Source organism: Streptomyces sp. ATCC 21386, assembly GCF_018728545.1.
In the GTDB taxonomy this organism is placed as follows: domain Bacteria; phylum Actinomycetota; class Actinomycetes; order Streptomycetales; family Streptomycetaceae; genus Streptomyces.
Genome location: NZ_JAAVVL010000001.1, coordinates 1,690,477 through 1,716,698 on the forward strand (window position 1 = coordinate 1,690,477; position 26,222 = coordinate 1,716,698).

Sequence of the window (26,222 nt, forward strand, 5' to 3'; positions counted from 1 at the left end):
TGTATAGCCCCGTGAGGTGTCCCGTGTCCCCGCGTCGCAACCGCCCCAAGGACAATGCCTCGTCGGGGCAGTCGGGTCCGTCAGGCCGCAGCGCGGAGGAGGACCGGTCGGACCGGTACGGCGGCTGGCAGACCAGCGAGCCCTGGCGGGGCGAGGAGTGGAGCGTGCGCCATGTGGCGGGCGCCAGTGCGGCCGGCAAGACCTACCGCTGCCCCGGTTGCGACCAGATGATCGCCTCCGGGGTGCCGCATGTCGTCGCCTGGCCCGAGCACTCGGGCGTCGACGAGCGCCGGCACTGGCACAAGGCCTGCTGGAACGCGAAGGACCGCCGCACCTCGCGGGTGCAGCGGTCCCGTAACGCGCCGAGGTTCTGACACCTCGCGGACTTCCGTCGTCGTCCTCGGTCAGACGTCCCGCTTCTCCAGCAGGGCGTACGCGCCGACGAACGCGGCCGTCACCAGGACGAGCATGATCCACAGCGGGTCCCAGCCCGACGGGCCGGACTGGCTGAGCTCCGCACCGTAGAAGACGCTGAGCTGACTCGGGATCGAGTACTCCAGCAGGAACTCCTGCACGTCCTTCAGCGACTCCGAGAACATGAAGATCGCGATGACCAGCGGCGCGAGGAAGACTCCGAGCATGATGGTGATCGCGCCGGCGGAGTGCCGGATCAACGAGCCCATCAGCAGCGACAGCAGCCCGAAGAGCGCGAGGAAGAGACTCACGCCGACCGTGGCCTTGAACCACTCCTCGCCGTCGGGGCTCACCGCGCCGCTGTCCTCCAGGATCGCCACCTGGACGAAGCCGACGAACGCGGTGGTGACCAGGGTGACCGTGAAGGTGAGCGCGAAGAACACGATGGCCTTCGCGAGCAGCACCCGGCCCCGGCTCGGGCAGGCCGTCATCGTCGTCCGGATCATTCCCGTGCCGTACTCGGACGCGGTGGTCAGCACCCCGAGCGTGATGATGCAGACGCTGCCGATCATCAGCCCGAACAGACCGAGACCCAGCGGCGACTCGCCCTCCAGGTTCATGTCCGTGGAGGCGGCGATCAGGGCGAAGAGCAGACCGAGGCCGATCACCAGGACGACGAAGACGCCCAGCGTCCACATCGTCGAGCGGACCGACTTGATCTTCGTCCACTCGGAGGAGATCGCGTGCCCCAGGTGGGTGCGCACGATCGGGATCGGCGAGGTGTACGACGTGCCCGGCGCGCCCTGCCAGGCGGGGGCGGGCGGCTGCTGCGCGAGGTGCGGCTGGGGCGTGCTCATCGGGCGTCCTCGGACTTCGTCAGGTCGGCGGCGGGCGCGGGGGCCGCGGGTGCGGGGGAGGGGGCGGGCGCCGGCGCGGCGGCGGGCTGCGCGGGGGCCGGGGGCGCGACCGGGGGCGCGGACTGGGCGTACGGGTTCGGCTGGGGCTGCGCGGGCGCCTGAGCGGGCGCCCCGGGCGCCGGAGCGCCGTACGGACCGGCCGGCGGCTGGCCCTGCGGCGCCGGCTGGCCCTGCGGCGCGTAAGGCTGACCGCCCTGCTGCGGTGCCGGAGGCGCGTACCAGCCCGGCTGGCCCTGTCCGGGCACCGGCATCGGCGGCTGCGCGCCGGGCGGCAGGGGCTGCTGGAGACCGGCCTTCTGGTCGGTCGTCGAGCGGTAGTCGACGGCGCCCTGCGTCATCCGCATGTACGCCTCCTCCAGCGAGGCCTGGTGCGGCGACAGCTCCCACAGCCGCACGTCGGCGCCGTGCGCGAGGTCGCTGATCCGGGGCAGCGGCAGACCCATGACACGCAGTGCCCCGTCCTGCTCGGGCAGCACCTGGCCCCCCGCCTCGGTCAGCGCCGCCGTCAGCTTCTCGCGCTGCTGCGGCTCGCTGTCCGGGGTGCGTACGCGCGCGAAGTCGGCGGAGTTCGCCGAGATGAAGTCCTTGATGCTCATGTCGGAGAGCAGCTGCCCGCGCCCGATGACGATGAGGTGGTCGGCGGTCAGTGCCATCTCGCTCATCAGGTGCGAGGAGACGAAGACCGTGCGGCCCTCGGCTGCGAGCGCCTTCATCAGGTTGCGGACCCAGAGGATGCCCTCGGGGTCGAGGCCGTTGACCGGCTCGTCGAAGAGCAGGACCTGGGGGTCGCCGAGCAGGGCGGCGGCGATGCCGAGCCGCTGGCCCATGCCGAGGGAGAAGCCCTTGGAGCGCTTCTTGGCCACGTCCTGGAGGCCGACGACACCGAGCACCTCGTCCACCCGGCGGGCCGGGATGCCCGACAGCTGGGCGAGGGACAGCAGGTGGTTGCGGGCGTGCCGGCCACCGTGCACCGCCTTGGCGTCGAGGAGGGCGCCGACCTGGCGGGCCGCGTTGGGCAGCTTGCGGTACGGGTAGCCGCCGATCGTCACCTGCCCGGAGGTGGGATTGTCCAGGCCGAGGATCATGCGCATCGTCGTCGACTTGCCCGAGCCGTTGGGGCCCAGGAAGCCGGTGACGGCCCCCGGCCGCACCTGGAAGGAAAGGTTGTACACGGCTGTCTTGGCGCCATAGCGCTTCGTCAGGCCGACTGCCTCGATCATGCTCCGCACCCATCGAACGGTTCGTGACGTCTCGGACTCGTCTCAGGACGTCGGGGCGCACGCCCCCGTAAGGATTAGGAGCTTATCGGGGCGCTGACGGTTCCGCCCAAGAGGAAGTAAAACCTCGCAGGTCACGGGCCGGTCGCTTTGGCATGTACGTAACCGCTGGTCAGATGCCTGATCGCCCGATCACGCGATCACGCGATCGCCCGAGCGCCCGATCACGCGTCGCGTCGCTTCAGCGTCAGATATCCGCCGAGCAGGGCCGCGGCCACCCACAGCGCCATGACGGCGAGACCGCCCCAGGGCCCGTACGGGGTGTCGTCGTCCACCGGCATGACCACCTGCATGATCTTGCTGCCGGCCTGGTCGGGGAGGTAGCGGCCGACCTTCTCGGTGGCGCCGACGTTGCCGAGGATGTTGGAGATCAGGAAGAAGAACGGCATCAGGATGCCGAGCGACAGCATCGGGCTGCGCAGCATCGCCGCGACGCCCATCGAGAACATCGCGATCAGGGTCATGTAGAGCCCGCCGCCGAAGACCGCGCGCAGGACGCCCGGATCGCCGATCTCGGCCCGGTGCGGGCCGAGCATCGCCTGTCCCAGGAAGAACGTCACGAAGCTGGTCACGAGCCCCACCGCGAACGCGAGTGCGGTGGCCACCGCGATCTTGCCGAAGAGGAAGGTGCCGCGCTGCGGCACGGCGGCGAGTGAGGTCCGGATCATGCCGGTGCTGTACTCGTTCGACACCACCAGCACACCGAACACGATCATGGCCAGCTGGCCGAGGGTCATGCCCGCGAAGCTGATGAAGGTGGGGTCGAACGAGAGCCGGTCGTCGCGGCTCAGATTGTCGAACTCGTTCTTCGACAGCAGGGAGATCAGCACGCCGAGCGCGACGGTGACGAGCCCGGCCAGCGACAGCGTCCACACCGTGGACGCCACCGAACGGATCTTGGTCCACTCCGAGCGGACGACCTGGACGGCGGCCATGGTCAGCCCTCCCGCTTCCAGCCGGCGCCCCAGGCGGGGGCGGGCGACGGGCTCGCCACCGGGGTGCCGTCGTGCGCGTGGTACTCCACCGACTCGGCGGTCAGCCGCATGAACGCCTCCTCCAGCGAAGCCTGTTGAGGGCTCAGCTCGTGCAGCACGATGCCGTGCCGGCCGGCCAGTTCGCCGATCTGCTCCGGTTTCCCGCCGTCCACCTCCAGCGCCCCGTCGCCCGTCTGCACGACCATGACACCGACGGTGTGCAGAGCGTCGAGCAACTGTTCGCGCTGGGGAGTGCGGATCCGTACGTACGACCGTGAGTTCTGCTGGATGAACAGCGCCATGGAGGTGTCGGCGAGGAGCCGTCCCTGTCCGATCACCACGAGGTGGTCGGCGGTCAGCGCCATCTCGCTCATCAGGTGCGACGACACGAACACGGTCCGGCCCTGGGCCGCGAGGGACTTCATCAGGTTGCGGATCCAGTGGATGCCCTCGGGGTCGAGGCCGTTGACGGGCTCGTCGAACATCAGGATCCGCGGATCGCCGAGCAGTGCGCCGGCGATACCGAGCCGCTGCCCCATCCCCAGCGAGAACCCCTTCGCCTTCTTCCGCGCCACCGACGTCAGTCCGACCGTGTCCAGCACCTCGTGCACGCGGGCCCGGGGGATCCCGTTGCTCTGCGCGAGGCACAGCAGATGGTTGAAGGCGCTGCGGCCACCATGCATGGCCTTCGCGTCCAGGAGCGCGCCGATGTACGTCAGCGGGTCCCTCAGGCGGTCGTAGTGCGTGCCGTCGATCCGGACATCCCCGGCCGTCGGGCGGTCCAGCCCCAGGATCATGCGCATCGTCGTCGATTTCCCGGCACCGTTCGGCCCGAGAAAACCGGTCACGACCCCGGGCCGCACGGCGAAAGTCAGATTGTTCACCGCGACCTTCTCGCCATACCGCTTGGTCAGCCCGTCGAGCTCGATCATGCGGCCACGCTAGAACGGGGGTCGGGTGCCTGCCACCTGAGTACTGACAGCCCCCACAAGGGGCGCGGGGAACTGCGCGACCAGCCACGTACGGCCGTCAGACGCGCGACAGCAGAAGCCCCCGGGCTCTTGGGCATCGCCATCACGGCTGGGCGGCGGCTGTCACCACCCCCGGAACACCGAAGGCCCGCGCCCCCCGGAGGGGAGACGCGGGCCCGAAGGCGCCTCGTCCGGCCGCGGCCGTCAGGCGACCGTGTTACCGGGACTGCTGGGCCGGCACCCCGCGGGAGATCGGCTCGTCGTCGGTGACCGGCGTGCCCGCGGCGGCGACCGCCGCACCCGTGAGGGTCGCCAGCATCTCGCGCACGTTCGTCAGCTGGGCGTTGATCGAGTCGCGGCGGTTGGTGAGCGCCGCCAGCTCGCGCTCGGATTCCGAACGGATCCGGTCCGCCTTGGCGTTCGCGTCCGCGACGATGTCCTCGGCCTGACGCTGCGCGGTCTCCACCGTCTGGCGGGCACGGCGCTCGGCGTCGGTGCGCAGCTTCTCGGCCTCCAGCCGCAGCTGCTCCGCGCGGTGCTCGATCTCCGCGAGACGCTTCTCGGCCTTCTGCTGCCGCGACGCCAGGTCGCGCTCGGACTGCTCGCGACGCTTGGCGAGGTTCGTCTCGAAGTCGGCGGCGGCCTGCGCGGCCTTCGCACGGGTCTCCTCGAAGAGGGCGTCCGCCTCCTCGCGCTTGGACTGCGCGTCCTTCTGCGCCTCGGCACGCAGCTGCGAAGCGTCGCTCTTGGCCTTCTCGACGATCCGGACGCCCTCGTCCTCGGCCTTGGCCTTGCGCTCGGCCGCGAAGGACTCGGCGTCGTTGCGCACCTGCTGGGCCGCCGACTCGGCGAGCTCACGGTGCTGCTCGGCGGCGCGGCGGGCCTCCTCGCGCAGGTCCTTCGCCTCCTCCTCGGCGAGGCGGAGGATCTTCTCGACGCGCGCGCCGAGCCCGGCGTAGGACGGCTCGGCGTCGGTCACCGCCGCCTGGGCGTTCTGCGTCTCGAGGTGGAGCTCCTCGATGCGCTTCTCCAGAGCGGTGATGCGGGCGAGAGCGGAGTCACGGTCGGAGACGAGCTTGGAGATACGTTCGTCCACCTGAGCGCGGTCGTATCCACGCCGCACAAGCTCGAAGCCGTAGGGGGAAGTGTCGCTCATGGGGTTCCTGTCGAATGAGACCGGTGAGGTGATAGGTGGAATCCTAGGGGGCGAAGCGGCGTGTCATCGAGCAGATGCACGTTTGATCTGGAGAATGACACCCCTTTTGAGTGGCCGACCATCGGAATACTTGCCAGAAACTTTGCGTAAAGGCCCTGAAAGCACAGACGGCACAGATGGCAAGCACAGAACGAGCACAAATCGGTGTCCGTGACGCCAGGGCGGGGCGGGAAGATACCCGCAACACCCCGGCACCGCTAGCCCTCTGACGACTTGCCACCCGAACGAGTCGCACCCGCCGCGGCACCCGTCTTGACTCCACCGTCCTTGCCGCTCGACGGGGCCTCAAAAGACTCCAACGCCACCAGGACGTCCTGGACACGGGAGATCTCGGCATTGATGTCCTCGCGGCGGCGGACCAGCACCTCCAGCTCGCGCTTGCCCTCCTCGACCGTCCGGCGGGCCTCGCGGATCGCCTCGGCCTTCAGCTCCTCGGCCTCACGGACGAGCGTGGACTTCTTCTGCTCGGCCTCCTTCAGCAGGCCCTCGGCCTTCTTCACCGCGGCGATACGCACCTTGCCCGCCTCGGAGTTCGCCTCGGAAACGATCTCCTTGGCCTTGGCCGTCGCCTTCTCCAACTGCTCCTCAGCGGCCTTGATGAGCGCGTCGCAGCGATCACCGGTGGATTTCATCGTCTCGGCGGCCTCACGACGGGCCCGTGTGTGCAGCGCCTCGATCTCGGCCGTGATGCGGTCGCGCAGCTCCTCGGCCCGCTCCCTTATGGCGGTCGCGTCCCGGCGCGCGCCGACGAGCAGCTCGTCGGCGTCCGTACGGGCCTTCTCCACCCTGGAGTTGCCCTCGACGGTCGCCTCGGCGACCAGCCGCTCGGCCTCCTTGCGGGCCGCGCCGACCATGGAGTCGGCCTGCCCCTCGGCGTCCGCGGTGGTCTGCAGGGCCTGCGTCTGCGCCTCGCTGAGCAGCTTGTCGGCCTCGGCCGCCGTCTCCGAGATGAGCTTGTCGACCTGCTCGGCGGCCTCGGAACGCCGCTTGTTGGCGTCCTTGCGGGCCTGGTCGAGGGTGTTGTCGGCCTCCTCGCGGGCGTGCGCCATGAGCCGGTCGGCCTCCGCCTCCGCCTCGGCCCGCACGCGCTCGGCGTCGGCCCGCACGCGCTCGGCGTGCGCTTGCGCGGAGCCCACCGTCTCGGCGGCCTCGGCCCGCAGCCGTTCGGCCTCGTCGGTGGCCTCGCCGACCAGCCGGTCGGCCTTGGCGACGGACTCGGCCCGGACCCGCTCGGCCTCCTCGTTGGTCTCCCGGGTGAGCCGCTCCGCCTCGGCCGTCACCTCGGTGATCAGGGTGTCGGCCTGGGTCGCCGCGTCCGAACGGATGCGGTTGGCGTCGTCGCGGGCCTCCGCACGGGTGCGCGAGGCGTCCTGGTCGGCCCGCGCGACGGTGTCCGAGGCCTCCGTACGGACCCGCTGGGCGTGCTCGGACGCGTCGCTGCGCACCCGCTCCGCCTCGGCGATGGCCTCCGCGACCGTGCGCTCGGCGAGCGCCTTCGCCGCCTCCGACTCGTCCCGGGCCTCGCGGCGCACCCGGTTGGCGTCCTCGGTGGCCCGCTCCCGCTCCGCGTAGGCGTCGGCGCGGACCCGGTCCGACTCCTCCTCGGCCTCGCGGCGCATCCGGTCCGCCACGTGCTCGGCCGTGTTGCGCAGCCCGGCGATCTCCTCCTGGGCCTGCTCGTGCAGCCCGGCGACGGAGTCCCGCACCTGCTGCGCGTGCTGCTCGGCCGCCGACACCATCTCGCCGGCCCGCCGCTCGGCCTCCTCGACCAGGCGCACGGCCTCGGTCTGGGCCTCCTCGACGCGCTTGCGCGCCGAGGCCAGCAGCTCCTCGCTCTGCTCGCGGGCCCGCAGCCGCTCCTGGTCGGCCTCCTGCCGGGCCGCGCCGAGGAGTTCCTCGGCCTCGCGGCGGCGCCGGGCGGCCTCCTCCTGCGCGGCGGCCAGCGTCTCCGAGGCCTCCGTGGCGAGCCGCTCGGCCGCGGCCTGCGCCTCCGCCCGCACCCGGTCGGCGGTGTCCTGCGCCTCGGACTTCAGCCGCTCGGCCTCGGCCGCCGCCTCCGAGCGCAGCCTTACGGCGACGGCCTCGCCCTCGGCGCGGGACGCCGACGCGTCGGACGCGGCCTCGTCGCGCAGCCGCTCGGCCTCGGCCTCGGCCTGTGCCTGGAGCGTACGGATGCGCTCGGCGGCCTCGGTGCGCAGCCGGTCGCTCTCCTCGCCGGCCTCGCGGCGGATCCGCTCGGCCTCGGCGCGGGCGTCGGCGAGGGCCTCCTCCGCGGAGGCCAGCCGGGCCTCTGCCTCGCCCTGCAGCCGGGTCAGTTCCTCGGCCGCCTCCGCCTTGCGGGCCTCGACACCGCGCTCGGTCTCCTCGCGCAGCTCACGGGCGGCCCGCTCGGCCTCGGCCTTCAGCTCCTCGGACTGCTCCTCGGCCTCGGCGCGGTGCCGCTCGGCCTCCTTGCGGGTGCGCTCCAGCGTCTCCTCGGCCTGACGGCGCAGCGTCGAAGCGCGTTCGATGGCCTCGGTACGGACCTTCTCGCTGTCCGCGGTGGCCGTCTGCCGCAGCTCGTCGGCGTCCGTGCGGGCCTTGGCGAGCAGCTCCTCGGCGGTCTTGGCCGCCTCCTCGATCTGCTGGACGGCCTCACGCCGGGCCTCGGAACGGATGCGCTCGCCCTCGGCGACCGCGTCGGAGCGCAGCTGCTCGGCCTCGCCGCGCAGCCGGCGCGCCTCCTCCTGCAGCTCGACGGTCTTGGCCCGGTACTCCTTGGTGTCGTCCTTCGCCGAGCCCTTGAGCTGTTCGGCGAGGTCGTGGGCCTCGGCGCGCAGCCGGTCCGCCTCCGCCTCGGCCTCGGCGCGGATGCGCTCGGCCTCCTCGGCGGCGGCCTTGGTGGTGTTGCGGGCCTCCTCGGACGCCTTGTTCAGCACGTCCTCGGCGGTCTTGGCCGTCTTGGCGAGCTGGGAGGCGGACTCCTCCGCGGTGATCGAGCGGGCCTTCTCGGCGGCCTCGGCGAGCAGCTTCTCCGCCTCGGCCCTGGCGTCCGCGACGACCTCTTCGGCGGACGCCTTGGTGGCTTCGGCCTCCTTGGTGGCCTCCTCGACCAGCCGGGCGACCTGCTCCTTGGCCGTACGGGTGCGCTGCTCGTTGGTCGACTCGGCGGCGGTGACGGTCTTGGCCGCGTTCTCCTTGGCCTCCGCGACCAGTTTCTCGGCCTCGGCGCGCGCCTCGCGCAGCGCCGCCTCCGCCTCCGCCATGCGCTGCTCGGCGGTCCGGCTCAGCTCGGCGGCCTGGCGGCGCGCGGAGTCCGACTCGGTGGCGGTGGAGGTGCGCAGCTGCTCGGCGTGCTCGGTGGCCTCCTGGGCCTGCGTGGACGCCGCGTTCAGCAGCCGTTCGGCCTCGGCGCGGGCCCGGCGCAGGATCTGGTCGGCCTCGCTGCGGGCGGCCTCCGAGTCGCTCTGCAGCCGCTGGCGGGCCTCGGCGGCGAGCCGCTCGGCCTCGGCGCGGGCGGCGGCCAGCGCCTGCTCGGCCTCCGCGCGCGACTCGTCGACGAGCCGACGGGCCTGGGACTCGCTGCGGGCGCGCAACTGCTCGGCCCACGCCACGTTCTCGTTGACGTGCGACTCGACCGTCTGCCGGCGCTCGGAGAGCTCCTGGTCGAGCTGCTGGCGGCGGGTGACGGCCTCCTGGTGCAGCTCCGCCTGGAGCCGAGCGGCCTGCTCGGCGTGCTCCTGGAGGATGCGCTGCGTCTGCGCGCGGGCCTGGCTCAGCTCGCGCTCGGCGTCCGCGCGCAGCTGGTCGGCCTGCATCTGTGCCTGGCGGAGCATCTGCTCGGCCTGGTACCCGAGGTCGCCGCCAGTGTCGTAGGCGGGTCGGGACATGAGGGTGCGGCGCGCCTCGTGCAGCTTGGCGCGCAGCACCTCGACCTGGTAGCCGAGGTCCTCGGCGTGCTGGATCGCCTTTTCCCGCTCGGTCTTCAGCCGCTCCATCTCGGCCTCGAACCGAGAGAGGTGGTCGACGTCAGCCGCCGGCTCTCGCTCCTGGCGTTCGTAGCCCCGCACTGCGCGGTCCCATCCGTCCCCTGGTCGCAACCTCTGGCAAACGAGCTCCGTCCAACCGCCGAACGGGGCCCCCGGGGCATGGTGTCAGATCAACGGCGGAGCACGGGCTGCCGCCCTCACCCTCGTCCCCCGAAACCTGGACCCCGGCCCTAGGACAGGCACTGATGGATCTCCGCGCTGCCCTTGGATCCCGCTCCTCGGAAGGCGGCAGGACCCGGGCCGTCCCCCTCGAAGGCGACGGCCGACCCCAACCCTACCGGCCCATATGTACGGGGGTCAGTGCTCAGGTGACTCAACTGGCGCCGAAGTGACCAGTTCTGTCAGTACGCCATGACAATCCTTGGGGTGCAGGAACGTGATCCGTGACCCCATGGAACCGATTCGCGGCTCCTCGTACAGGACGCGTACGCCCTTGTCCTTGATCGCGGCTGCCTCGCCGTCGACATCCGCCGTACCGAAGGCGATGTGGTGGACCCCCTCGCCGTTCTTGGCCAGCCACTTCGCGACGGTGGAGTCCTCGCGGGTCGGCTCCAGAAGCTGCAGGTAGGAGGCACCACCGTCGTCCGTGCTGTTGATCTTGAGCATGGCCTCGCGCACGCCCTGCTCCTCGTTGACCTCGGAGTGGTACACCTCGAAGCCGTACGTGGCCCGGTAGAACTCGACGGTGGCGTCGAGGTCGAAACAGGCGATCCCGATGTGGTCGATTCGCGTCAGCATGGTGTCAGTGCAGCGCTCATACGACGGTTACGCAACGTGCGCGCGATCACACCGACGGCCCGGTGACGGCACGGAGTGCCACTCAGTACATTCGAAGTAAACCCTCGTTCACTCACTCCTCGGCTGTGCAAGCTGGAAGGGGATCGCACCTCATGACTGGAACGAACGGCACGACCTCGGTGATCGTCGCGGGCGCCCGTACGCCCATGGGACGGTTGCTCGGTTCGCTGAAGTCCTTCTCCGGAGCCGACCTCGGCGGTTTCGCGATCAAGGCCGCCCTGGACCGTGCGGGGATCGGTGGCGACCAGGTGCAGTACGTGATCATGGGCCAGGTGCTCCAGGCCGGGGCGGGGCAGATCCCGGCGCGCCAGGCCGCGGTCAAGGCCGGCATCCCCATGAACGTGCCCGCGCTCACCATCAACAAGGTGTGTCTGTCGGGCCTCGACGCCATCGCGCTCGCCGACCAGCTGATCCGCGCCGGCGAGTTCGACGTGGTCGTGGCGGGCGGCCAGGAGTCCATGACCAACGCCCCCCACCTGCTCCCGAAGTCCCGTGAGGGCTACAAGTACGGGGCGATCCAGATGCTCGACGCGATGGCGTACGACGGGCTCACGGACTCCTTCGAGAACATCGCCATGGGCGAGTCCACCGAGAAGCACAACACCCGCCTCGGCATCCTCCGCCCCGAGCAGGACGAGATCGCCGCGCAGTCCCACCAGCGCGCCGCCGCCGCCCAGAAGAACGGCCTCTTCGACGCCGAGATCACGCCGGTGGAGATCCCGCAGCGCAAGGGCGAGCCGGTCGTCTTCAGCCAGGACGAGGGCATCCGGGGCGAGACGACCGCCGAGTCGCTGGGCAAGCTGCGTCCGGCCTTCGCCAAGGACGGCACGATCACGGCCGGCTCCGCCTCGCAGATCTCCGACGGCGCCGCCGCCGTGGTCGTGATGAGCAAGGCCAAGGCGGAGGAGCTCGGCCTCACGTGGCTCGCCGAGATCGGCGCCCACGGGAACGTGGCCGGGCCGGACAACTCGCTCCAGTCCCAGCCGTCGAACGCGATTCGGCACGCCCTGAAGAAGGACGGGCTGGAGGTGGCGGACCTGGACCTCATCGAGATCAACGAGGCTTTCGCCGCCGTCGCCGTGCAGTCAATGAAGGACCTCGGCGTGTCCCCGGAAAAGGTGAACGTCAACGGTGGCGCGATCGCCCTCGGCCACCCCATCGGCATGTCCGGTGCCCGGCTCGTCCTGCACCTCGCCCTGGAGCTGAAGCGGCGCGGCGGCGGGGTCGGCGCGGCGGCGCTGTGCGGTGGCGGCGGTCAGGGTGACGCGCTGATCGTGCGGGTACCCAAGGCCTGAGTCCCCGTCGGTTCCAGGTGTACGCGCTACTCGGATCGGAGCTGTGATGCAGGACGTCCCCACGCTGGTGGCACAGGCCAGGGAAGGGCGGCCCCGGGCCGTCGCCCGGCTGATCTCCCTGGTGGAGGGGGCGGCCCCGCAACTGCGTGAGGTCATGGCGGCACTGGCGCCGCTCACGGGAGGCGCGTACGTCGTGGGCCTCACCGGCTCACCCGGCGTGGGCAAGTCCACGTCCACGTCGGCGCTGGTGAGCGCGTACCGCAGGGCGGGCAAGCGGGTCGGCGTGCTCGCCGTCGACCCGTCGTCGCCCTTCTCGGGCGGCGCGCTGCTCGGCGACCGCGTCCGGATGTCGGACCACGCCTCCGACCCCGGCGTGTACATCCGTTCGATGGCGACCCGTGGCCACCTGGGCGGCCTCGCCTGGGCGGCCCCGCAGGCGATCCGGGTCCTGGACGCGGCGGGCTGCGACGTGATCCTCGTCGAGACGGTCGGGGTCGGCCAGTCCGAGGTGGAGATCGCCTCCCAGGCGGACACGTCCGTGGTGCTCCTCGCCCCCGGCATGGGGGACGGCATCCAGGCGGCCAAGGCGGGGATCCTGGAGATCGGCGACGTCTACGTCGTCAACAAGGCCGACCGGGACGGCGCGGACGCGACCGCGCGCGAGCTGAACCACATGCTGGGGCTCGGTGAGAGCCGTGGGCCCGGGGACTGGCGGCCGCCGATCGTCAAGACGGTGGCGGCGCGGGCGGAAGGGGTCGACGAGGTCGTCGAGGCGCTGGAGAAGCACCGGGCCTGGATGGAGGAGCGGGGAGTCCTGGCGGAGCGGCGTCGGGCTCGTGCGGCTCGTGAGGTGGAGACCATCGCGGTGACCGCTCTGCGGGAGCGGATCGGGGATCTGCACGGGGACCGGCGGCTGGATGCGTTGGCCGAGCGGATCGTGGCGGGGGAGCTGGATCCGTATCGGGCGGCGGACGAGCTGGTGGCGGGCCTGACGGAGGGCTGACTCTCTCGCGCTGCTAACTTGGCCGTATGTTCCCTCACATGGCGTAGAGGCGGCTCCGCCCCGCACGCGACCTCGCGTCGCCCCGCGGGGCTTCGGTGTCCCCCGATACGCCTCCCGTGAGGAACCCTTCGCATGTCCGCGACCTCTTCGCGGCCGTCGTACGCCGCGGTGCTCCGCATCCCGTACGCCCGTCGCACCTTCGCCGCCGCACTCGTCGGCCGGCTCTCCTACGGCATGGTGCCGCTCGCCGTGCTGCTCGCCGTGACCCGTGCGACGGGGTCGTACGCCCTCGCAGGCACCGTCATGGCCCTGTTCGGGGCCACCAGTGTCCTCCTGTCGCCCGCGAGGGCGGCGCTCGTCGACCGGTACGGCCCCCGCCGCGCACTGCCACCGATGGCCTTGCTGTACGCCGTGCTGCTCGGTCTGCTGGCGGTGGCTGCCTGGCGGCCGGGCGCCTCGGCCCCGGTGCTCGGCGCGGTCGCGGTGGCGGCGGGCGCCTGTACGCCTCCGCTCGGGCCGACGATGCGCACCGTGTGGAGCGAACTCGCCGTGGAGCGGGGGCTGTTGCCGCGCGCGTACAGCCTCGACGGCGTCGCGGAGGAACTGCTGTTCGTGTCGGGGCCGTTGGTGGTGGGCGTGGTGGTGGGCCTCGCCCCTCCGGCCGCCGCCGTGGTCCTGGGCGCCGTGCTGGTGGCGGTCGGGACGTTCGGGTTCGTCGCCTCCCCGGCCGTGGCGCGCCTTCCGGGGCGGGGCGCGGTGTCCGAGAAGCCGACGGGCCGACGCCGGTCGGTCGTCACCGGCATCGTGCCGCCCGTCGTCGCGGCCGGCGGTGTCGGGCTGGCGCTCGGGGCCCTCGACCTGCTCGTGCTGGCCTTCGCCGAGCAGCGGGGCCACGGGGACGACGTGGTGGCCTGGATCTTCGCCGCGCTGTCCGCCGGGAGCGCGGTGGGCGGGCTGCTGTACGGCGCGGTCGAGTGGCGCTCCGGTGCCCGCGTACGGCTCGCGCTGCTGACGGCGGGGCTGGGTCTCGCCCTCGCGGGTGCGGGGCTTGCCCCGAACCTCGCCGTCCTCACCGGCGCCGTCGTCTGCGCGGGCCTCTTCGTCGCCCCGGCCCTCACCACCGCGTACCTGGTCGCAGACGCCTCCGCCCCGCCCACCGCCCGCACCCGCTCCGGCGCCTGGGTCAACGCGGCCGTCAACGCGGGTGTCGCGACGGGGGCGGCGGCCTCCGGGCTGCTGGTGTCCCGCCTCTCTCCCGCCCTCGGCTTCGCCCTGGCGGGTGCCACGGCCCTCTTCGCGGCGACCGCCGTGGGAGTGGGGAGCCGACGGGGCCGCGCGACCGGGACGGAGATGAGAGCGGAGGAAAGCGCGGAGGAAAGCCTGAGGGGGCAGGCCACGCGGGCTGAGGCGAGCGCCGCCCGCGCGGGGGCGAGCGAGCATCAAGGAGCGTGAGCCGTCCTGCGATCGGGTGCTCCGTCGGTCGCGGGGCGGCTCACGCGGCGGCCCCCTCGGTCGCGGCGCTTTCGTGACGGGCCATGGGGGCCATCCCCTTCAGGCGTGCGCGGGCGAGGCGGCCCCGGCCGCGCGAACGGCTGTAGGGGCACCCGGTGTCGGGTGCCCCTACCTGGGGTGAGGAAGTCCGCGCCCTCGGGGGGAGAGAAGGCGGCGGGCTTCCCGGCGTGGAGGAGGGGTCGGGCTTCAGGAGTGGGGGAGAGAGCGCCGGTCCTCCTGGGGGTGACGTCCGGCCGAGGGGTCGGCCGGGACGTTCCTCCCGGTGGTTTCGTCGGACCCGAGGTGTCAGTCCTCCGTGCGGTCGGCGGTGAGCTTGCCGGAGTCGAGGTTCACCCTCCAGTCGCTTCCGGTGCCGTCGGCGGCGGTGGTGTCCACCTCCCAGGCCTGGTCCGTGCTCTCCTCGTCGAGGTCCACGGAGGTCACCGTGCCCTTGTCGGCGGCGGCCTCGGCGGCCTCGGCGGCGGTCACGGAGGCGCCCTTCAGCGCGGTCCGGATCTGCTGGGTCTCGGCGGCGTCGTCACCGTCGTCGTCGCGGTCGGCGTGCGAGCCGAGGACCTTGCCGGTGCTCGGGTCGACCTGGACGCTGAACCACTTGTCACCGGCGGTCAGGACGTCGACGTCCCACACCAGGTTCGTGCCCTCGTCGTCGAGGTCGGCGGAGACGGCCGTACCGGCCTTGGACTTCAGCGCGGTGGCGATCGCGTCGGCGGCCGTGACCTGACCGGCCTTCGCCTCGGCCGCGTTCTCGGCCTTGTCGTCGGCGTCCTGGTCCGTGTCGCGGGCGGCCCGGTCCTCGGCCTTGTCGTCTGCCTTGTCGTCCGCCTTGTCCCGGGCGGTGTCGTCTGAGTCGTCGTTCAGGTCGTCGCGGTCGTTGTCGTCGTTCGACACCGACACGGTCTTCTTCGTCGGCGCCTCGTCGTCACCCGCGACCGCGATGGCGGTCGCGGTGCCGCCGCCGATCAGGGCGACGGCCGTGATGGTGGCGATGACGATGTTGCGCTTCATGGGGTTCCTCCAGGATGCGACTGGCTGCAACCAGTAACGGATGGTGTCGCCGGTTGCAGATGGCTTGTCCGGCTCATCGGCCTCGTCTGCTTTCGACGGGAACCAATCTGGCCGACCGACGCTGAAGCGGACCTGAAGCCCCCTGAAGACCGCTTCAGGTTGGGTTTGCCAAGCTGAACGCATGCGCCTGTTGATCGTGGAAGATGAGAAGCGGCTCGCGGTGTCGCTGGCCAAGGGCCTGACGGCCGAGGGGTATGCCGTGGACGTCGTCCACGACGGGATCGACGGACTGCACCGGGCGAGCGAGGGGTCGTACGACCTCGTGATCCTCGACATCATGCTGCCCGGGATGAACGGCTACCGGGTCTGCGCCGCCCTGCGTTCCGCCGGCCACGACGTGCCGATCCTGATGCTCACCGCCAAGGACGGCGAGTACGACGAGGCCGAGGGCCTGGACACGGGCGCCGACGACTATCTGACGAAGCCCTTCTCGTACGTCGTCCTCGTCGCCCGGGTGAAGGCGCTGCTGCGGCGGCGCGGCCCCTCGGGCGGCGCCTCGCCCGTGCACGAGGTCGGCACGCTGAAGCTCGACACCGCCGCCCGGCGCGTGTTCCTCGCCGAGGACGAGGTCTCCCTCACCACCAAGGAGTTCTCCGTCCTGGAACAACTCGTGCTGAGAGCCGGTGAGGTCGTCTCGAAGGCCGACATCCTGGAGCACGTCTGGGACTTCGCCTACGACGGCGATCCGAACATCGTCGAGGTCTACATCAGCGCGCTGCGCCGCAAGCTCGGCCCCACGCTCATCAAGACCGTGCGCGGGGCCGGATACAGACTGGAGGGCCGCTCGTGAAGCGCCGCCTGGGCTCGGTACGGGCCCGTGCCACCCTCGCCGCGACCGTCGTCGTCGCCGTGGCCCTGGTCGCCGCGGGCGCCGCCGTCCTGCTGTCGCTGCGGTTCACCCTCACCGACAAGGCGGACGCGGAGGCCGACTCCGTGGCCCGCAACGCCGCCTCGGCACTGGCGAACGGGTTCGCCTACGCGGAGCTGAGGCTGCCGGACGGAGACGAGAACCCGGTCGAGGTGCTGGACGTCGACGAGAGGCCCGTCGCGGTCGGCGAGGACGTCGAGGGCATGGACGTGACCGCCATCGACTCGGACCGGCTGAACTCCGAGACCAACGACGACGCCGACGACCGCGCGGAGGGCGACCGGGACGCCGAGGACGGGGGCAGCCTGAAGGCGGGCGATGTCGCCGACGAGACCTGGTACGGCGAGGGCACCGCGACCGTCGAAGGGGCCACGGCGGACTACCGGTTCGCCGGGGTCGAGGTGGTGACGCCGGCGGGTGTGCCGCTCACCGTCTACGCGGGTGCCCCGCTCTCCACCGAGGAGGACGCCGTCGGCACCGCGCTGACCACGATGCTCATCGGGCTTCCGCTGCTGCTGCTGACCGTCGGCGGGGTGACGTACGTCGTCACCGGGCGGGCACTGCGACCCGTCGAGGGCATCCGGGCGGAGATGGCGGCGATCACGGCCTCCGAGGACCTCTCCCGGCGCGTCCCCGAGCCGGACACGCACGACGAGGTCGCCCGGCTCGCACGGACCACGAACGAGACGCTGGCCGCGCTGGAGGCCTCGGTGGAGCGGCAGCGCGCGTTCGTCGCGGACGCCTCGCACGAACTGCGCAGCCCCATCGCCTCGCTGCGCACCCAGCTGGAAGTGGGCGCCGCGCACCCGGAGTTGCTGGACCTGGACGGGGCGGTCGAGGACACCGTGCGACTGCAGAGCCTCGCCGCCGACCTGTTGCTGCTCGCCCGCCTGGACGCGGGGGAGCGGCCGCCGCCGGACGCCCGGTTCGACCTGGCGCGGGTCGTACGGGAAGAGGTGGCGTCCCGGGAGGGAGTGACCCTGGACGGGGTGGACTCGGTGGAGCTGCGCGGCTCGCGCAACCAGATCTGCCGTGTCCTCGGCAACCTTCTGGACAACGCGTCCCGCCACGCCCGCGACCGGGTCGCCGTCACGCTGCGCACCACGCCCGACTGGGCAGTCCTGCAGGTGGCGGACGACGGCACGGGCGTGCCGCCCGCCGACCGCGAGCGCATCTTCGAACGTTTCGTCCGCCTGGACGAGTCCCGGGCGAGGGACGACGGCGGCGCGGGCCTGGGGCTCGCCATCGCCCGGGACATCGCCGTACGCCACGGAGGCACCCTGACGATCGGTGACGCCCCGGACGGCGGAGCCCTCTTCGAACTGAGGCTCCCCTTGTGACTCCCGAGCTCCTGAAAGGGGCGCGGGGAACTGCGCGACCAGCCACGACGAACCCGCAGCCGACACTCGACCCGCAGTCCCCCGGTTCGCCCCGAAAGAGGGTTACGGCTTGCCGCGGTGACTCCGGAGGTGTTCGGCGATCGGGACCAGGGACTTGTGCAGCTCCGCCATCGCCTCCTCCGACAGCAGGTCGATGAAGTGCCGCCGCACGGAGGCGACATGATGCGGCGCCACCCGCTGCATCGTCTCCATGCCGTGCTCCGTGAGCACCGCGAACAGGCCGCGGCGGTCGGACTCGCAGTTCTCCCGGCGCACCAGGTCGGCGTTCTCCATCCGGGTGATCTGGTGAGAGAGGCGGCTCTTGGACTGGAGTGTGGCGGCGGCGAGGTCACTCATCCGCATCCGCCGCCCCTCCGACTCGGAGAGGTTCACCAGGATCTCGTAGTCGTTCATTGTCAGGCCGAACGGCTGCAGGTCCCTTTCGAGCTGGTGCGTCAGCAGCCTGTTGACGTCCAGATGGGTGCGCCAGGCGCACTGCTCCGCATCGGTCAGCCAGCGCGTGGCCGTTTCGGTCTCCATGAATGAAGTCTACCTAAAATGTTGAAAGGCGAACTAGTGAGGGTTCGTCAGTGTCGCTCGTGCGGACAGGTCGGGTCTTACGGGTGTGGAGCATGACAACGCGCACACGTTCGATGTCACACTCCGCAGACTACCGCTCACAGCCCGAAGCGACGCTGGAGGTCCCCCAGCTGTCCGGGAAGGCGCGGTGCCCCCGCCGGCTGTCCGTGATGCCCGGGTACCCCACCGCCACCGGGTACGCCCGGCTCGTGCGGGACCATGCCCGTGGCCTGCTCGGCCATGAGGGTCTCGGACGACTGGAGCAGCACCGTGCCCGCCCCGACGAACTCGAACTGGTGCTCCTCGCCGGACGCCCCGCCGATGCCCGTCATCGCACGTAGACCGCCCATGACACCGGCCATGTAGCCGTGGTCGTAGTGGTGGCACGGCGAAGGGCAGTCGGCCCACCCGACCAGGGCCTGCGGGTCGACCCGGATGGGGGGTTCCATGAACACCACCGGGCCGTTGGAGGCCGCCACGAACTTGCCCGTGCCGATGAGGGTCAGAAAGCCCGGGACGATGGACTGCTTCAGCGAGAGACTTGGCTGAAAAGCGAGGAGGTTGCCCGAGCGAATGGTGAGGTTGCCGTCCTCCAAGTCATATGAATTGACGTCGAAGGCCCGGTCGGCGAGGAGCATCTTGCCGGACCCCTCGGCCACGACCCAGTCGCTCGCGTGCAGAGGCGAATGGAACGACGTACGGACGAGACCGCCGAGACGGCCGTGCCCGATGCCGTTGAACTCCATCTGGCCGTAGTAGGCGATCATCTTGCCCTTCTGCAGGAACCACTGGCTCCCCTTGAGCTCCACGCAGAAGGTGTAGTTGTTGACGTTGTCGTCGGACGGCAGCGTCATCGGGTCGTGGACGGTCGGTCCGGCGACCGGGGCCCCGTACATGCTCACAGCTTCTCCTCCGAGGCCTGGACGTACACCGCACCACTGCCGCTCAGCTCCAGCTGGAACGCCTCGCCGGAGCCCCGGCCCACCATGTCGCGCCAGCCGAGCGCGGTGGACAGCTTGTTGCGTACGTCGCCGTGGTGCGCCACGTACGCCTGCGGGTCGACATGGACCGGGCGCTGGGGCGTGATCGGGACCTCGATCACCCCGCCGTGCGCCATGACGGCGACGGCGCCGTGGCCCTTGAGGGTGGTGGTGAACAGGCCCTGGCCCGTCACCTGACCCCGGACCATGCCCATGACGCCGCCCTGCGAGCCCATGAACATCGTGCCCTGCTGGAGGGTGCCGTCGAAGGCCAGCAGGCGGTCGGCCTCGACGTAGAGGGTCTCGCCGGTCAGGTTGATCACCTGGATGTGGTGACCGCCGTGCCCGAACAGGACCGTGCCGCTGCCCTCGACGGTCATCAGCGGGGTCGCCTCGCCGGCCACCCGGCGGCCGATCATCGACGCGATGCCGCCCTGGCCGCCCTGCATGTTGGGGGTGAACGACACCTCGCCCTTGTAGGCGAGCATCGCGCCGCGCTGGCTGAACAGCCGCTGGCCCGGCATGACGGTCGCCTCGATCATCTTCGAGTTGATCTCACGGAAGGCCATGTCAGACGTCCCCCGCCACCGTGTTGCGCTCGCTGGGCTGGACGTACACGAGTCCGTCGCCCTCGAAGCGGATCTGGAACGCCTCGCCGCCGCCCTCGCCCATGAACGTGCGGAACGTCACACCGGACTGGAAGGACTGCTGAAGGTTGCCCTGGTGCGCGATGTACGCCCCCGGGTCGACCGTCAACGGGTACTGGTGGCTCACCCGCAGTACCACCGCCGGGCCGTCGGACATGATCGCCGCCTGGCCGTGCCCCTCGACGGTCGTGGTGAACAGGCCGTTGCCCTGCGAGGCGCCGCGCAGCCCCGTGAAGCTCGTGCCCGTACGCAGCCCGGAGTCCGTCGCGAGCAGATTGCTCGACTCCACGAACAGCTTGTCCCCCTGAAGATTCACCAGGTTGATCTCGGAAGCCCGGTCCGCGAACCAGCAGGTCCCCTGTCCGGTCACCTCCATCAACGTCATCTGTTCACCCGTGAGGCGGCGCGTCACCATCCCGCGCAGGCCCTCACCGCCGCCGCTCAGCTTCTTGAACGACATCTGACCGTCGTAGGCGACCATCGAGCCGTTCTTCGCCTTGACGGCGTCCCCGGTCATGTCGACGGCCAGCACCTTGCTGCCTTGAAGTCGGAACATTGCCACGGGGTGACGTTAACCGGCCGATGGCCGGACAGGACAGGGCCCAGAGGTGGATCTCGCCCCTGAAGGGACCCTAGGGGGCCTCCCGGAGGCGGCGGATGTCAGAATGGGCCGAGCTTGTGCTTCCGTTCACAAAGACCGAAGGTGACCCGTGGACATAAAGACCGCCTCCGCCCTCCGCCGCCTGCGCCTCGTCTCCGCCCCCGAGGCCGTCTCCTTCCTGCTGCTTCTCGTCTGCTCGGTGCTGAAGCGGACCACGGAGTTCAACGCGGTGCCCGTGATGGGCTGGGTCCACGCCATCCTCTTCATCCTGTACCTGATCTTCTGGGCCGACGCCTGGAACCGCACGAAGTGGTCGCTGAAGACCGCAGCGCTCTACTTCGCCCTCGCTGTCCTGCCCGCCGGCGGCTTCTTCGCCGAGCGCAAGCTGCGCCGTGAGGCCGAGAACGCGGTGATCGCCGGCCGCGCCCGCAAGGAAGGGGTCGTGAACGCGTGATCGTCGCCTTCTCCGTGACCCCCCTCGGGGTCGGCGAGGACGTGGGGGAGTACGTCGCCGATGCCGTACGGGTCGTCCGCGAATCGGGACTGCCGAACCGGACCGACGCCATGTTCACCTCGATAGAAGGTGACTGGCAGGAAGTGATGGACGTCGTGCGCCGAGCCGTCGCCGCCGTCGAGGAGCGCGCGCCCCGTGTCTCCCTCGTCCTCAAGGCCGACATCCGCCCCGGCGTGACGGACGGTCTCACCTCCAAGGTGGAGACGGTGGAACGGCACCTGTCCGGCCCGTCGTAGCGGCGGCCCGCACGCGGTCTCCGTTCTGAGCACCCGACCCCGGTCCTTTCGGGCCGGGGTTTTCTCATGCCGCGCGGTTTGAGCGATCGCTCAAACCGGAGTACGGTCGTGTCCAGCGGATTGAGCAGTCGCTCAAAAATGGCTCAGTGACGGCACCGACCTGGGGGAACGCGGATGGGGCTCTACATCGAGGCACGAGTACGGGCGGACCTGGAGGAGGTGTGGGCCCGCACCCAGGAGCCGGCCCTCCACCAGCGGTGGGACCTGCGCTTCACGGAGATCGACTACCTCCCGCGCGGCGAGGGCGAACCGCAGCGCTTCCGGTACGCCACCCGTGTGCTCCCCGGCCTGACGGTCGCCGGGACCGGCGTCTCGGCGGGGGAGAAGGAGCGCCCGGACGGCACCCGGACCTCGGCGTTGCGGTTCGCCTCGCCGCACCCGCTCTCCCTGATCGCCGAGGGCAGCGGCTACTGGCGCTACGTCCCGGACGGCGCGGGCGTCCGCTTCCTCACCGGCTACGACTACCGCCCCCGCTGGGGCCGCCCGGGTGCGCTCGCCGACCGCGTGCTGTTCCGCCCGCTCATGGGCTGGGCCACCGCCTGGTCCTTCGACCGCCTCCGCCTCTGGCTGGAGCGGGACATCACCCCCGAACGCGCCCTGCGGCGCTGGCTGGCCGAGGCGGTCGTGCGCGGGCTGATCGTCGTGGCCGCCTGCGCCGGGCTCGCGTACGGGGCGCTGGGGGAGCCGACGGGTGTCCTGGCGCCGCTCGTGCTGTTCGGGACGCCGGTCCTGGCCGCGTCGGCGGTGCCGGCCGCCCTGCTCGTACCGCCGCTGCCCGGCACCCCGTCCGCCCGCCGCTGCGTGCGGAAGGCGCCGGCACGCGCGCGTGCGCCTCGTCTCCTCGCGACCCTGAAGGGATGACCGGCATGGATGCCACGACACCGGGGACCGCCCCGGCCCGCGCCACCGCGCCGGTCTCGATCTTCCGTACGGTCATGGGTGCGGACTTCGACCGGCTCCACCCCGAGCTGCGCCGCCGCTTCTCCGTCGGCCTGGCGAGCGGGCAGGCGTGCACGGGCCGGGGGGTGATGGACCGCGTCTGGCACGGGCGGGGCCTGGTGAAGCCGTTCCTCGCGCTCGGGGGCACCCGGAACATCCTCGTCCCGCGCGAGGGGCGCGACGTGCCCTTCACCATCGAGAACGTGCCGTACACCGACGGGTTCGGCCGTGAGACGGTGACCTTCGTGCGTACCTTCGACCTGCCGGGCCGGTCACGCCGGTTCGACGCCCAGATGGTGTTGAGCCCCAAGGGTGACCGCGTCCTCGACTACCTCGGCACCCATCAGCACCTAGCCAGCGACCTGCACTTCGCGGCGGAGCCCGACGGATCGCTGCTGATCCGCTCCGGCGAGCACCGCTTCCGGGAGGGGCCGGTCGACGTCCGGGTCCCCGGTCTCATCGGCGGCGACGCCGAGGTGCGGGAGCGGTTCGACGAGCGGACGGGGCGTTTCCGGATCCAGGTGCGGGTGGTGAACCGGTACTTCGGGCCGCTCTTCGGCTACGAGGGCTCGTTCACCGCGAGCTACCAGGACGTGCGGGTGTGCGGGGTGCGGGCCGGGTTGCGGCCGGTCCGTGAGGAGGCGCGGGCGTGAGCGGGGCGCGGGTATGAGCGGGGCGACGGTATGAGAGGGACGCGGGTATGAGCGCGGCGACGCGGACGAAGCTGTTGGAGGGCGCCCTGCGGACGCTCGTCGAGCAGGGGATCGCCAAGACGTCCGCCCGTTCGATCGCGGCGACCGCCGGGGTGAACCAGGCGCTCGTCTTCTACCACTTCGGGTCCGTGGACGAACTGCTGGCGGAGGCCTGCCGCTACGGGGCGGAGCAGCGGGTCGCCCGCCACCGGGAGCGGATGGCGGCGATCGGCTCGCTCTCCGAACTGCTGGCCTTCGGGCGGGAGATGCACGTGGAGGAGCGGGCGGCGGGGCATGTGGCGGTGCTCGGTCAACTGCTGGCGGGGGCGCAGACCCAGCCTCGGCTGGCGCCGGCGACTGCGGCGGGGCTGGACCTGTGGATCGAGGAGGTGGAGGGGCATCGCCAGGTCCAGCAACGCGAGCACGGGCCCGTCAAGGATTCGGGGCTCCGCCCCGGACCCCGTTCGCGCAGTTCCCCGCGCCCCTGGATTGCAGTTCCCCGCGCCCCTGGATGCAGTTCCCCGCGCCTCTTACAGGGCGACCGAAAGGCGAGACGGGGCTGACCGGCATGTGACCGGCCGGTAAGGTCGATGCCGTGCCGAAGCCGCTCAGCCTCTCCTTCGATCCCATCTCGCGCGCCGACGAGCACTGGAAGCAGCGCTGGGGAAACGTCCCGTCCATGGCCGCGATCACCTCGATCATGCGTGCCCACCAGATCCTGCTGGCGGAGGTCGACGCGGTGGTCAAGCCGTACGGGCTGACGTTCGCGCGCTACGAGGCCCTCGTGCTGCTCACCTTCTCCCAGAAGGGCGAGCTGCCGATGTCCAAGATCGGCGAGCGGCTCATGGTGCACCCCACGTCCGTGACGAACACCGTCGACCGCCTGGTGAAGTCCGGCCTCGTCGACAAGCGCCCGAACCCCAACGACGGCCGGGGCACCCTCGCCTCCATCACCGACAAGGGGCGCGAGGTCTGCGACGCGGCCACCCGTGACCTGATGTCCATGGACTTCGGCCTCGGCGCCTACGACGCCGAGGAGTGCGCGGAGATCTTCGCGATGCTCAGGCCGCTGCGCGTGGCGGCGGGGGACTTCGAGGAGAGCTGAGCGGGCGACCGAGGGGCGCTCGAAGATCGCGCCGGACCTGTGGCTAGGCTCGTGCGTATGAAAAAGAGCGTGCTGACCCGCTACCGCGTCCTGGCCTACGTCACCGGTGTGCTGCTGGTTCTGCTGACCCTGGGCATGATCGGCAAGTACGTGCTCGAACTGGACGGCGCCGCGGACTTCACGTACGTGGTCAGCCTCGCGCACGGCTGGCTGTACGTCCTGTACCTGGTCTTCGCCTTCGATCTCGGCTCCAAGGCGAAATGGCCGGTCAAGAAGCAGATCTGGGTGCTGCTGGCGGGCACGATCCCGACGGCCGCCTTCTTCGTGGAGCGCAAGGTCAGCCGCGAGCTGGAAGCGAAGATCGAGGACAGCTCGCTCGCGACCGCCAAGGCGTAGGTCCACCGCCGTACGGACGCGTACGGCGGTCTGTCGTCGACATTTACTAGGACGTCCTAGTAAATTGGTGGTATGGACGCTGACGCCATCGAAGAGGGCCGCCGCCGCTGGCAGGAACGCTACGACTCCGCGCGGAAGCGGGAGGCCGACTTCACGACGCTCTCCGGAGACCCGGTGGAGCCCGTGTACGGGCCCCGGCCGGGGGACGTGTACGAGGGGTTCGAGCGGATCGGGTGGCCGGGGGAGTACCCCTTCACCCGTGGGCTGTATCCGACCGGCTACCGGGGGCGGACCTGGACGATCCGCCAGTTCGCGGGGTTCGGGAACGCGGAGCAGACGAACGAGCGGTACAAGAAGATCCTCGCCGACGGCGGTGGAGGACTGTCCGTCGCGTTCGACATGCCGACGCTCATGGGACGGGACTCCGACGACACGCGCTCGCTCGGCGAGGTCGGACACTGCGGGGTCGCCATCGACTCCGCCGCCGACATGGAGGTGCTGTTCCAGGGCATCCCGCTGGGCGACGTCACCACCTCCATGACGATCAGCGGGCCCGCCGTCCCCGTCTTCTGCATGTACCTCGTGGCCGCCGAGCGGCAGGGCGTCGACCCGCGCGTGCTCAACGGCACCCTGCAGACCGACATCTTCAAGGAGTACATCGCGCAGAAGGAGTGGCTCTTCCAGCCCGAGCCGCACCTGCGCCTCATCGGCGACCTCATGGAGCACTGCGCGGCCGAGATCCCCGCGTACAAGCCGCTCTCCGTCTCCGGCTACCACATCCGCGAGGCCGGGGCCACGGCGGCGCAGGAGCTGGCGTACACGCTCGCCGACGGCTTCGGCTACGTGGAGCTGGGACTCAGCCGGGGACTGGACGTAGACGTGTTCGCGCCCGGGCTGTCCTTCTTCTTCGACGCGCACGTCGACTTCTTCGAGGAGATCGCCAAGTTCCGCGCGGCGCGCCGGATCTGGGCGCGTTGGATGCGGGACGTCTACGGGGCGCGGACGGAGAAGGCCCAGTGGCTGCGGTTCCACACCCAGACCGCCGGGGTCTCGCTGACCGCACAGCAGCCGTACAACAACGTGGTCCGTACGGCCGTGGAGGCGCTGTCGGCGGTGCTCGGCGGGACCAACTCGCTGCACACCAACGCGCTGGACGAGACGCTGGCGCTGCCGTCCGAGCAGGCCGCGGAGATCGCCCTGCGGACGCAGCAGGTGCTGATGGAGGAGACCGGGGTCGCCAACGTGGCGGATCCGCTGGGTGGTTCGTGGTACGTGGAGCAGCTGACGGACCGTATCGAGGCCGACGCCGAGAAGATCTTCGACCAGATCAAGGAGCGGGGACTGCGGGCGCATCCGGACGGGGTGCATCCGATCGGGCCGATCACGTCCGGGATCCTGCGGGGGATCGAGGACGGGTGGTTCACCGGGGAGATCGCGGAGTCCGCCTTCCGGTACCAGCAGGCGCTGGAGAAGGGGGAGAAGCGGGTCGTCGGGGTCAATGTCCACCACGGCTCCGTGACCGGGGACCTGGAGATCCTGCGGGTCAGTCACGAGGTGGAGCGGGAGCAGGTGCGGGTGCTCGCGGCACGCAAGGGGGCACGGGACGACGCGGCCGTGCGGTCCGCGCTCGACGCGATGCTCGCGGCGGCGCGGGGCGGGGTCAACCTGATCGGGCCGATGCTGGACGCGGTGCGGGCCGAGGCGACGTTGGGGGAGATCTGCGGGGTGCTGCGGGAGGAGTGGGGGGTGTATACGG

General features: G+C 71.1%; 26 protein-coding genes. 14 read left to right on the forward strand and 12 right to left on the reverse strand.

The window, feature by feature from the left end:
• Positions 1–23: 23 nt before the first annotated feature.
• On the forward strand, positions 24–374 hold the full coding sequence (locus tag GWK25_RS07465) for an ATP/GTP-binding protein (RefSeq protein WP_215449045.1): 351 nt from the start codon (positions 24–26) through the stop codon (positions 372–374).
• 30 nt (positions 375–404) lie between these two features.
• Here GWK25_RS07465 and GWK25_RS07470 read toward each other — a convergent pair whose 3' ends face one another.
• From GWK25_RS07470 to mce, 7 genes are all read right to left on the reverse strand, one after another.
• Positions 405–1,271, reverse strand: coding sequence for an ABC transporter permease subunit (locus GWK25_RS07470; protein WP_215449046.1), 867 nt, complete (start codon positions 1,269–1,271; stop codon positions 405–407).
• The gene (locus tag GWK25_RS07475) at positions 1,268–2,551 is read right to left on the reverse strand and encodes an ABC transporter ATP-binding protein (protein ID WP_215449047.1); all 1,284 of its coding nucleotides are present in this window, start codon (positions 2,549–2,551) and stop codon (positions 1,268–1,270) included. Before GWK25_RS07475 ends, GWK25_RS07470 begins: the two co-directional genes overlap by 4 nt.
• 221 nt (positions 2,552–2,772) lie before the next feature.
• On the reverse strand, positions 2,773–3,543 hold the full coding sequence (locus GWK25_RS07480; protein WP_215449048.1) for an ABC transporter permease: 771 nt from the start codon (positions 3,541–3,543) through the stop codon (positions 2,773–2,775).
• Positions 3,544–3,545: 2 nt separating this feature from the next.
• Positions 3,546–4,514 (reverse strand): ATP-binding cassette domain-containing protein, encoded by a 969-nt coding sequence (locus GWK25_RS07485; RefSeq protein ID WP_215449049.1) that lies wholly within the window; start codon positions 4,512–4,514, stop codon positions 3,546–3,548.
• Positions 4,515–4,770: 256 nt separating this feature from the next.
• Positions 4,771–5,709: a cellulose-binding protein gene (locus GWK25_RS07490; RefSeq protein WP_215449050.1), complete on the reverse strand. Its 939-nt coding sequence runs from the start codon at positions 5,707–5,709 to the stop codon at positions 4,771–4,773.
• Between the two features lie 257 nt (positions 5,710–5,966).
• On the reverse strand, positions 5,967–9,818 hold the full coding sequence (gene scy, locus GWK25_RS07495; protein WP_215449051.1) for a polarized growth protein Scy: 3,852 nt from the start codon (positions 9,816–9,818) through the stop codon (positions 5,967–5,969).
• A gap of 276 nt (positions 9,819–10,094) precedes the next feature.
• Entirely contained in the window at positions 10,095–10,535 is a 441-nt protein-coding gene (gene mce / locus GWK25_RS07500; RefSeq protein ID WP_184899498.1) for a methylmalonyl-CoA epimerase, read from the reverse strand.
• A 152-nt stretch (positions 10,536–10,687) separates the two neighbouring features.
• Between mce and GWK25_RS07505 the strand changes: the two genes are divergently transcribed.
• From GWK25_RS07505 to GWK25_RS07515, 3 genes are all read left to right on the forward strand, one after another.
• The gene (locus GWK25_RS07505; RefSeq protein WP_215449052.1) at positions 10,688–11,890 is read left to right on the forward strand and encodes an acetyl-CoA C-acetyltransferase; all 1,203 of its coding nucleotides are present in this window, start codon (positions 10,688–10,690) and stop codon (positions 11,888–11,890) included.
• A gap of 46 nt (positions 11,891–11,936) precedes the next feature.
• Entirely contained in the window at positions 11,937–12,893 is a 957-nt protein-coding gene (meaB, locus tag GWK25_RS07510) for a methylmalonyl Co-A mutase-associated GTPase MeaB (protein WP_215449053.1), read from the forward strand.
• A gap of 132 nt (positions 12,894–13,025) precedes the next feature.
• A complete protein-coding gene (locus GWK25_RS07515) occupies positions 13,026–14,345 on the forward strand; it encodes an MFS transporter (RefSeq protein WP_215449054.1) in 1,320 nt (439 codons plus the stop codon).
• A 345-nt stretch (positions 14,346–14,690) separates the two neighbouring features.
• Here the strand turns inward: GWK25_RS07515 and GWK25_RS07520 are convergent, their stop codons facing one another.
• Entirely contained in the window at positions 14,691–15,410 is a 720-nt protein-coding gene (locus GWK25_RS07520; RefSeq protein WP_215449055.1) for a PepSY domain-containing protein, read from the reverse strand.
• A gap of 181 nt (positions 15,411–15,591) precedes the next feature.
• Here GWK25_RS07520 and GWK25_RS07525 point away from each other — a divergent pair, with 181 nt between their 5' ends.
• Both GWK25_RS07525 and GWK25_RS07530 read left to right on the forward strand, forming a co-directional pair.
• Positions 15,592–16,260: a response regulator transcription factor gene (locus GWK25_RS07525; protein ID WP_215449056.1), complete on the forward strand. Its 669-nt coding sequence runs from the start codon at positions 15,592–15,594 to the stop codon at positions 16,258–16,260.
• The gene (locus GWK25_RS07530) at positions 16,257–17,678 is read left to right on the forward strand and encodes a HAMP domain-containing sensor histidine kinase (protein WP_215449057.1); all 1,422 of its coding nucleotides are present in this window, start codon (positions 16,257–16,259) and stop codon (positions 17,676–17,678) included. The genes GWK25_RS07525 and GWK25_RS07530 overlap by 4 nt, the downstream gene beginning before the upstream one ends.
• Before the next feature lie 102 nt (positions 17,679–17,780).
• Here the strand turns inward: GWK25_RS07530 and GWK25_RS07535 are convergent, their stop codons facing one another.
• The 4 genes from GWK25_RS07535 to GWK25_RS07550 all read right to left on the reverse strand — a co-directional run bounded on the left by GWK25_RS07535 (position 17,781) and on the right by GWK25_RS07550 (position 20,479).
• On the reverse strand, positions 17,781–18,257 hold the full coding sequence (locus tag GWK25_RS07535; protein WP_184899511.1) for a MarR family winged helix-turn-helix transcriptional regulator: 477 nt from the start codon (positions 18,255–18,257) through the stop codon (positions 17,781–17,783).
• Between the two features lie 137 nt (positions 18,258–18,394).
• Positions 18,395–19,192 (reverse strand): AIM24 family protein, encoded by a 798-nt coding sequence (locus GWK25_RS07540; RefSeq protein WP_215457249.1) that lies wholly within the window; start codon positions 19,190–19,192, stop codon positions 18,395–18,397.
• Between the two features lie 2 nt (positions 19,193–19,194).
• Positions 19,195–19,845: an AIM24 family protein gene (locus GWK25_RS07545; RefSeq protein WP_033529327.1), complete on the reverse strand. Its 651-nt coding sequence runs from the start codon at positions 19,843–19,845 to the stop codon at positions 19,195–19,197.
• A 1-nt stretch (position 19,846) separates the two neighbouring features.
• Positions 19,847–20,479, reverse strand: a complete 633-nt coding sequence (locus GWK25_RS07550) for an AIM24 family protein (RefSeq protein ID WP_215457250.1) — start codon at positions 20,477–20,479, stop codon at positions 19,847–19,849.
• 154 nt (positions 20,480–20,633) lie between these two features.
• Between GWK25_RS07550 and GWK25_RS07555 the strand changes: the two genes are divergently transcribed.
• The 8 genes from GWK25_RS07555 to GWK25_RS07590 form a co-directional block, all read left to right on the forward strand.
• Positions 20,634–20,978, forward strand: coding sequence for a DUF3817 domain-containing protein (locus GWK25_RS07555; RefSeq protein ID WP_215449058.1), 345 nt, complete (start codon positions 20,634–20,636; stop codon positions 20,976–20,978).
• The gene (locus GWK25_RS07560; protein WP_215449059.1) at positions 20,975–21,274 is read left to right on the forward strand and encodes an MTH1187 family thiamine-binding protein; all 300 of its coding nucleotides are present in this window, start codon (positions 20,975–20,977) and stop codon (positions 21,272–21,274) included. The genes GWK25_RS07555 and GWK25_RS07560 overlap by 4 nt, the downstream gene beginning before the upstream one ends.
• Positions 21,275–21,448: 174 nt before the next feature.
• The gene (locus GWK25_RS07565; protein ID WP_215449060.1) at positions 21,449–22,195 is read left to right on the forward strand and encodes a hypothetical protein; all 747 of its coding nucleotides are present in this window, start codon (positions 21,449–21,451) and stop codon (positions 22,193–22,195) included.
• 5 nt (positions 22,196–22,200) lie between these two features.
• Positions 22,201–22,926, forward strand: a complete 726-nt coding sequence (locus tag GWK25_RS07570; protein ID WP_215457251.1) for a DUF4166 domain-containing protein — start codon at positions 22,201–22,203, stop codon at positions 22,924–22,926.
• 47 nt (positions 22,927–22,973) lie between these two features.
• Entirely contained in the window at positions 22,974–23,528 is a 555-nt protein-coding gene (locus GWK25_RS07575; protein WP_251828759.1) for a TetR/AcrR family transcriptional regulator, read from the forward strand.
• Between the two features lie 32 nt (positions 23,529–23,560).
• A complete protein-coding gene (locus GWK25_RS07580) occupies positions 23,561–24,070 on the forward strand; it encodes a MarR family winged helix-turn-helix transcriptional regulator (protein ID WP_215449061.1) in 510 nt (169 codons plus the stop codon).
• Between the two features lie 57 nt (positions 24,071–24,127).
• Positions 24,128–24,466 carry a DUF3817 domain-containing protein gene (locus GWK25_RS07585; protein WP_184899520.1) on the forward strand — a complete coding sequence of 113 codons (339 nt, stop codon included), beginning with the start codon at positions 24,128–24,130 and terminating at the stop codon, positions 24,464–24,466.
• Positions 24,467–24,538: 72 nt separating this feature from the next.
• Positions 24,539–26,222, forward strand: a 1,684-nt coding sequence (locus GWK25_RS07590; protein WP_215449062.1) for a methylmalonyl-CoA mutase, incomplete at its 3' end; no start/stop codon positions are given.